The organism is Kocuria sp. CCUG 69068 (genome assembly GCF_020833785.1).
Taxonomy (GTDB): domain Bacteria; phylum Actinomycetota; class Actinomycetes; order Actinomycetales; family Micrococcaceae; genus Kocuria; species Kocuria rosea.
In genome coordinates this window covers 1-5996 of record NZ_PDDL01000154.1, presented here as the reverse complement: position 1 = coordinate 5996, position 5996 = coordinate 1, and the positions used below count along the sequence as shown (strand labels likewise).

Annotated in this window: 2 protein-coding genes; both read left to right on the top strand. The window is 76.2% G+C overall.

What is annotated here, in order from left to right; all coding sequences use genetic code 11:
* The coding region (locus tag CRM73_RS17815; RefSeq protein ID WP_229588648.1) for a UrvD/REP family ATP-dependent DNA helicase at positions 1-2329 on the top strand (2329 nt) is incomplete at its 5' end.
* A gap of 59 nt (positions 2330-2388) precedes the next feature.
* Positions 2389-5877: an ATP-dependent DNA helicase gene (locus tag CRM73_RS17810; RefSeq protein ID WP_229588647.1), complete on the top strand. Its 3489-nt coding sequence runs from the start codon at positions 2389-2391 to the stop codon at positions 5875-5877.
* Positions 5878-5996 lie beyond the last annotated feature (119 nt).

Sequence of the window (5996 nt, the reverse complement as noted above, 5' to 3'; positions counted from 1 at the left end):
CCTCCGGCCCGCCGGGAGCGCCCCGGGCGCTGCGGACACGGGCCACGGCGCGGACACCGCGACCGCGCCGGCCGACGTCGCGGTGGACGGCACCGGAGACCGCGCGGCGCCCGGAGAGGTCACCACGGTGGTGCTCTCCTCACCGCTGCACGAGGCCCGCTGGATCGCGCACCAGGTCCTGGAGCGCCACCTGGTGCACGGCGTCCCACTGGCGGACATGGCCGTGGTCGTGCGCAACGGCCGCTACCTGGAGGGGCTCGAGCGCCAGCTCTCCGCCCTCGGGGTGCCCGTCAGCACCTCCGCCGCGGAGACGCCGGTGCGCGACGAGCCCGCGGTGCGCCCGCTGCTGGGTGCCCTGCGCATCGTGACCGAGGCCGCCGCGGCGGCCGCGGACCGCGAGGAGGACGCGCACTTCGGCGCCCTCACGGTCCAGGCGGCCGTCGACCTGCTCTCCTCGCGGATCGGCAACGCCTCCCCGATGGACGTCCGCCGGCTCCGCCAGCGGCTCCGGGCGGAGGAGCTCGCCGCGGGGGGTCTGCGCACCAGCGACGACCTGCTCGTGGAGGCCCTCGTGGCCCCCGGGGCGCTCGACGCCGCCGGCGTGCGCTCCGTGCCGGCCCGCCGGATCGCCCGGATGCTCGCGGCCGGGACCCGTGCCCTCCGGGAGGAGGGCGCCACGGCCGAGACCGTCCTGTGGGCGCTGTGGGAGGCGGCCGGGGTCGCCGAGTCCTGGCGGCGCCGGGCACTGGAGGGCGGCCCGGCGGGGGAGCGGGCCGACCGCGACCTCGACGCCGTGGTGGGCCTGTTCGAGTCCGCCGAGCGTTACGTGGACCACCTTCCCGGGGCCGGCCCCGCCCAGTTCCTGGACTACATCGACAACCAGGAGCTGCCCATGGACACCCTGGCCGCCCGCGCCCCGACCGACGAGACGGTCGAGATCATGACGCCCGCCACCGCCGCGGGCCGGCAGTGGCCGGTGGTCTTCGTCGCCGGCGTGCAGGAGGGCGTGTGGCCCAACACCCGCCTGCGCGGGCAGCTGCTCGGCGCGGACCTGCTCACGGACGCGCTCGACCTCGGCGTCGACCAGGCCGCGCGGGTCACCCCGGTCACCCGCATGCGCGAGGTCCGCCACGACGAGCTGCGCTCCTTCTCCGCCGCCGTCTCCCGCAGCTGCGGCACGCTCGTGGTCACGGCGGCCTCCGGCGAGGACGAGCAGCCCTCGGAGTTCCTCGACCTCGTCGACCCCCCGGGCTCGCGGCCCGGGGACGGCGCCCGGGCCGTGGTGGACGCCCCCCGGCCCATGACCCTGCGCGCCCTCGTGGCCGAGCTGCGGCAGTGGGTCCAGCTGCACGAGGAGGACCCCGTGCGCTCGGAGGCCGCGGCCCGGCTGCTCCACCGCATCTCCTCCTCCCCGCGCCCGGTGCCCGGCGCCCACCCCGACACCTGGTGGGGCGCCGCGGAGCTCTCCAGCACGGCGCCCGTCTTCGACGACGGGGTCCCCGTGCCCGTCTCCCCGTCCCGGATCGAGACCATCCACCGGTCCCCGCTCGACTGGTTCGTGGCCGCCTCGCGGGCCGAGGCCGCGACCGACCTCAGCCGCAGCCTCGGCTCACTCGTGCACGCCATCGCCGAGGAGCTGCCGGAGGCGTCGGGCACCGAGCTCGTCGCCGAGCTCGAGCGCCGCTGGCCCACGCTGGGGCTGCCGGAGACCTGGGAGTCCGCGGTCCAGCTCGAACGGGCCCGGCAGATGCTGCGCAAGTTCGCCCAGTACGTCCTGGACGCCCGCAGCAAGCACGGCCGCCGGCTGGCCTCCGTGGAGGGGGCGTTCAGCGTGCTCGTCCAGGGGCGGGCGCGCGACGCCCTGCTCCGGGGCCGCGTGGACCGCCTGGAGCTCGACGAGCAGGGCCGCTACGTCGTCGTCGACCTCAAGACCGGCCGGAACCAGCCCGCCGGGGCGAAGATCGCCGAGCACCCGCAGCTCGCGGCCTACCAGGTGGCGCTCACGGCGGGAGCGGGCACAGCCATGGTCGCGGGTCAGGACGAGACCGTCCTCGAGCTGCCCGGCGGCACCGTGACGGAGCTCTCCGGCGGCGCCCTGCTCGTCCAGCTCGGCACCCGCGCCAAGTCCCCCTCCGTGCAGCAGCAGGACCCCCTCGACCCGGACGCCACGTGGGCGCGGGACCTGATCACCCGGGCCGCGGAGCTCGTGGCCGGGGAACGGTTCACCGCCCGCCACGACCAGGCCGAGGGCGCCTTCAACGGGCACGGGTGCAAGCTGCCGCAGATCTGCCCGCTGTGCGCCGAGGGGCGGCAGGTGAGCGAACCGTGAGGACCGTTCGGACGGATCCCGGCCCCGTCCCACCCGGACAGCAGGAGACGACAGCGCCCATGACCGACGCCCCCGACGACCGCACCCGGCTCGACGCCGCCGAGCACCCCTACGGCGGCGTCGAGCCCCGGTACAGTCCCGAGGAGCTGGCCGAGCTGCTCGGCGGCAACCTCCCCACGGCCCAGCAGTCGGCCGTGATCTCGGCCCCGCTCACCCCCCGGCTGGTGGTCGCGGGCGCGGGCTCGGGCAAGACCGCGACCATGGTCGACCGGGTGGTCTGGCTCGTGGCCAACGGGGTCGTCGCCCCGGACCAGGTCCTCGGCGTGACCTTCACCCGCAAGGCCGCCGGCGAGCTGGGGGAGCGCATGCGCTCCCGGCTCGCCCGGCTGCGCGCCCAGGGGCTCGTCGCTCCGGCCCACGCCGAGGAGGATGACCTCCCGGCCGCTCCCCAGGACCCCACGGTCAGCACCTACCACTCCTACGCCAACACGCTCGTGCGCAACTACGGGCTGCGGATCGGGATCGAGCCGGACACCACGCTGCTGGGCCAGGCCCGGACGTGGCAGCTCGCCGCGCAGACCGTGGAGGCCTGGACCGGGGAGCTGCTCGAGACCATGCCCGCGAAGTCGACCATGGTCGCCGCCGTCCTCGACCTCGCCTCGGCGTGCGCGGAGCACCTCGTGGACCCGGCGGACGTGGAGCGCTTCGCGGCCGAGCTGCTCGGCGCGCTGGCCACGACACCGCCGGGGCGCCGGAAGAAGACCCTGGGCGCCCAGCTGAAGAAGGTCGAGGACAACCAGCGCACCGCGTGGGTCCTCGCCGAGCTCGTGGCCGACTTCGCCCGGCGCAAGCGCGAGGCCCAGGCCATGGACTTCGGCGACCTCCTCTCCGCCGCCGCCCGGCTCGCGGAGCAGGACCCGGCAGCCCGCCGGACCGAGCGGGAGCGACACCGGGTGGTGCTGCTCGACGAGTTCCAGGACACCTCGCACGCCCAGCTGCGGCTCTTCGCCGCGCTCTTCGGGCAGGGGCACTCCGTGATGGCCGTGGGCGACCCCCAGCAGTCGATCTACGGTTTCCGCGGGGCCTCCTCCGGGCAGCTCTTCGGCTTCTACGACTCCTTCCCGGTCGCGCCCGGCCAGGACGGGGAGCCCAGCTTCCTCACCACGGCGTGGCGCAACGACGCGAGCATCCTGGACGTCGCCAACACCATCGCCGCGCCCCTGCGGACCCTGCCGGCGTGGGCGCGCAGCACGTCCTCCCTCGCCGTCCCCGAGCTCACCCCGCGTCCCGGGGCGGGCACCGGCCGGGTGCGGATCAGCCGGTACGCGACCGACGTCGAGGAGGCCGTCGCGCTCGCGGAGCGCGTCCGGGAGCGCCGGGAGCAGCACCGCGGCGACCCGGAGGAGCAGATGCCCACCATGGCGGTGCTCTGCCGCAAGCGCTCCCAGATCGAGCCCGTGCGCCGGGAGCTCGCCGCCCGCGGCATCCCCTACGAGGTCGTGGGCCTGGGCGGGCTGCTCAGCACGCCGGAGGTCTCCGACGTCGTCGCGACCCTCCGGGTGCTGGACGACCCCGGTCGCTCGGACGCGCTCGTGCGGCTGCTCGCGGGGGCCCGCTGGCGGATCGGGGCCCGGGACCTCATGGCCCTCGCCGACTGGGCGTCCCACCTGGAACGCCGCCGCACGGAGGCCGCGCAGGCGGGCCGGGCCGAGGACCTCGAGAGCCCGGTCACCGCGGAGGAGGCCCAGGAGGACGCCCTCGTCGAGCCCGACCTCTCCGACCACGCGTCGCTGATCGAGGCCCTCGAGACCCTCCCGTGGCCGGGCTGGACGTCCGCGCACGCCCGCACCCTGTCCGAGACCGCGCGGGAGCGCCTGATCCGGCTGCGGACGGAGCTGGACCACCTGCGCTCCTTCCTCTCCGACGACCTGCCGAGCCTGCTGCACGAGGTGGAGACGGTGCTCGGCCTCGACGTCGAGGTCGCCGCGCACCCCCACCGCCCCGTCCACCAGGCGCGGCGCAACCTGGACGCGTTCCACGAGGCCGCGCAGTCCTTCACCGCGTTCTCCGCGAGCAGCGACGTCTCGGCGTTCCTCGCGTGGCTCGACGTCACCCTGGCGGAGGAGAACGGGCTCGAGCCCGGCCCCGACCGCACGCGGCACGACGCCGTCCAGCTCGTCACGGTCCACGCCTCCAAGGGCCTCGAGTGGGACCACGTCTACGTCCCGGGACTCAACGCCGGGAACTTCCCGACCGACCGGCCCTCCCGCTGGACCCTCGACACCGGGACCCTGGCCTGGCCGCTGCGCGGTGACGCCCGGTTCCTGCCGCAGTGGGCCGTGGACACGAGCGACCTCAAGGCCCTCGAGGAGTCCCACACGGAGTTCCTGGAGCTCGCCGCCCAGCACGCCGAGGACGAGGAGCGCCGTCTCGCCTACGTGGCCGTGACCCGGGCCCGCGAGGTCCTGGAACTGTCCTGCACCGTGTTCCGGGGCACGGCCGCGAAGGGCCAGGAGCCCTCCGTGTTCGTCGCGGAGCTGGCACCGCTCACCGAGGGCCCCGAGCCGTCCGTCCGCCCGGGCCCCTGGGCCGAGGTCCCGGAGGGGGCCCGCAACCCGGCCGCCGCCACCGTGCTGAGCGCCCCCTGGCCGTACGACCCGTTGGAGGGCCCCGAGGTCACCGAGACCGTGACGGACGAGAACGGGCACAGCGCCGTGCGCGTGAGCCCGCCCCCGCACCGGGGCCGCCGAGCCGTGCTCGAGCGGGCCGCCCGCGCGGTGCGGGAGCGCGGCTTCGAGGACACCGCGGACCTCGACGTCGAGGACCTGCTCGGCGTCGCAGAGCGGGACGGGCTCGCGCCGGACCCGCGCCGGTGGTCCGAGGAGGCGAAGATCCTGCTCGCCCGGCACGAGGACGGCCGGGCCGAGCGGACCGTCCCCATGCCGTCCCACGTCTCGGCCTCGACCCTCGTGGCGCTCGCGCGCGATCCGCTCGAGGTCGTGTCGGGCCTGCGCCGGCCCATGCCGCGCCGGCCCGGCACCGCGGCGCGGCGCGGCACCACCTTCCACGCCTGGATCGAGCAGTACTACGGCAGCTCCGCGATCTTCGACGTCGGGGAGCTGCCCGGGACCGCCGACGACTACGTCGACGCGGCCTACGACCTCCCCGAGCTCGCGGCGACGTTCCGCTCCAGCCCGTGGGCCGACCGCCAGCCGTACGCCGTGGAGTTCCCCCTCGAGACCCCGATCGCCGGGGTCACGGTCCGCGGCCGGGTGGACGCCGTCTTCCGCAACGGCGACGGCACGTGGGAACTGGTCGACTGGAAGACCGGGCGGGCACCCTCCGGCCGGGAGCTGCAGGAGCGGTCGGCGCAGCTGGCCGTGTACCGGCTCGCGTGGTCCCGGCTGCGGGCCGTCCCGCTCGAGGAGGTCACCGCCGCGTTCTACTACGTGGCCGAGGACCGGGTCGTCCGTCCGCACGACCTGTCCGGGGCCGAGGAGCTCGAGGCGGTGGTCCGGGAGGCCTACGACGTGGTGCTGCGCCCCTGAGCGGGGCCGCCGCCCGGTCCCGTCGGCGGCGTCCGGCCGGAGGGGGCCTCGGGGCCGCCGGCCGGGGCGGTGTCCCCGGGCGCGCGGTCCGGGGCCGCGTCCTGGGAGGCGTCGTCCTG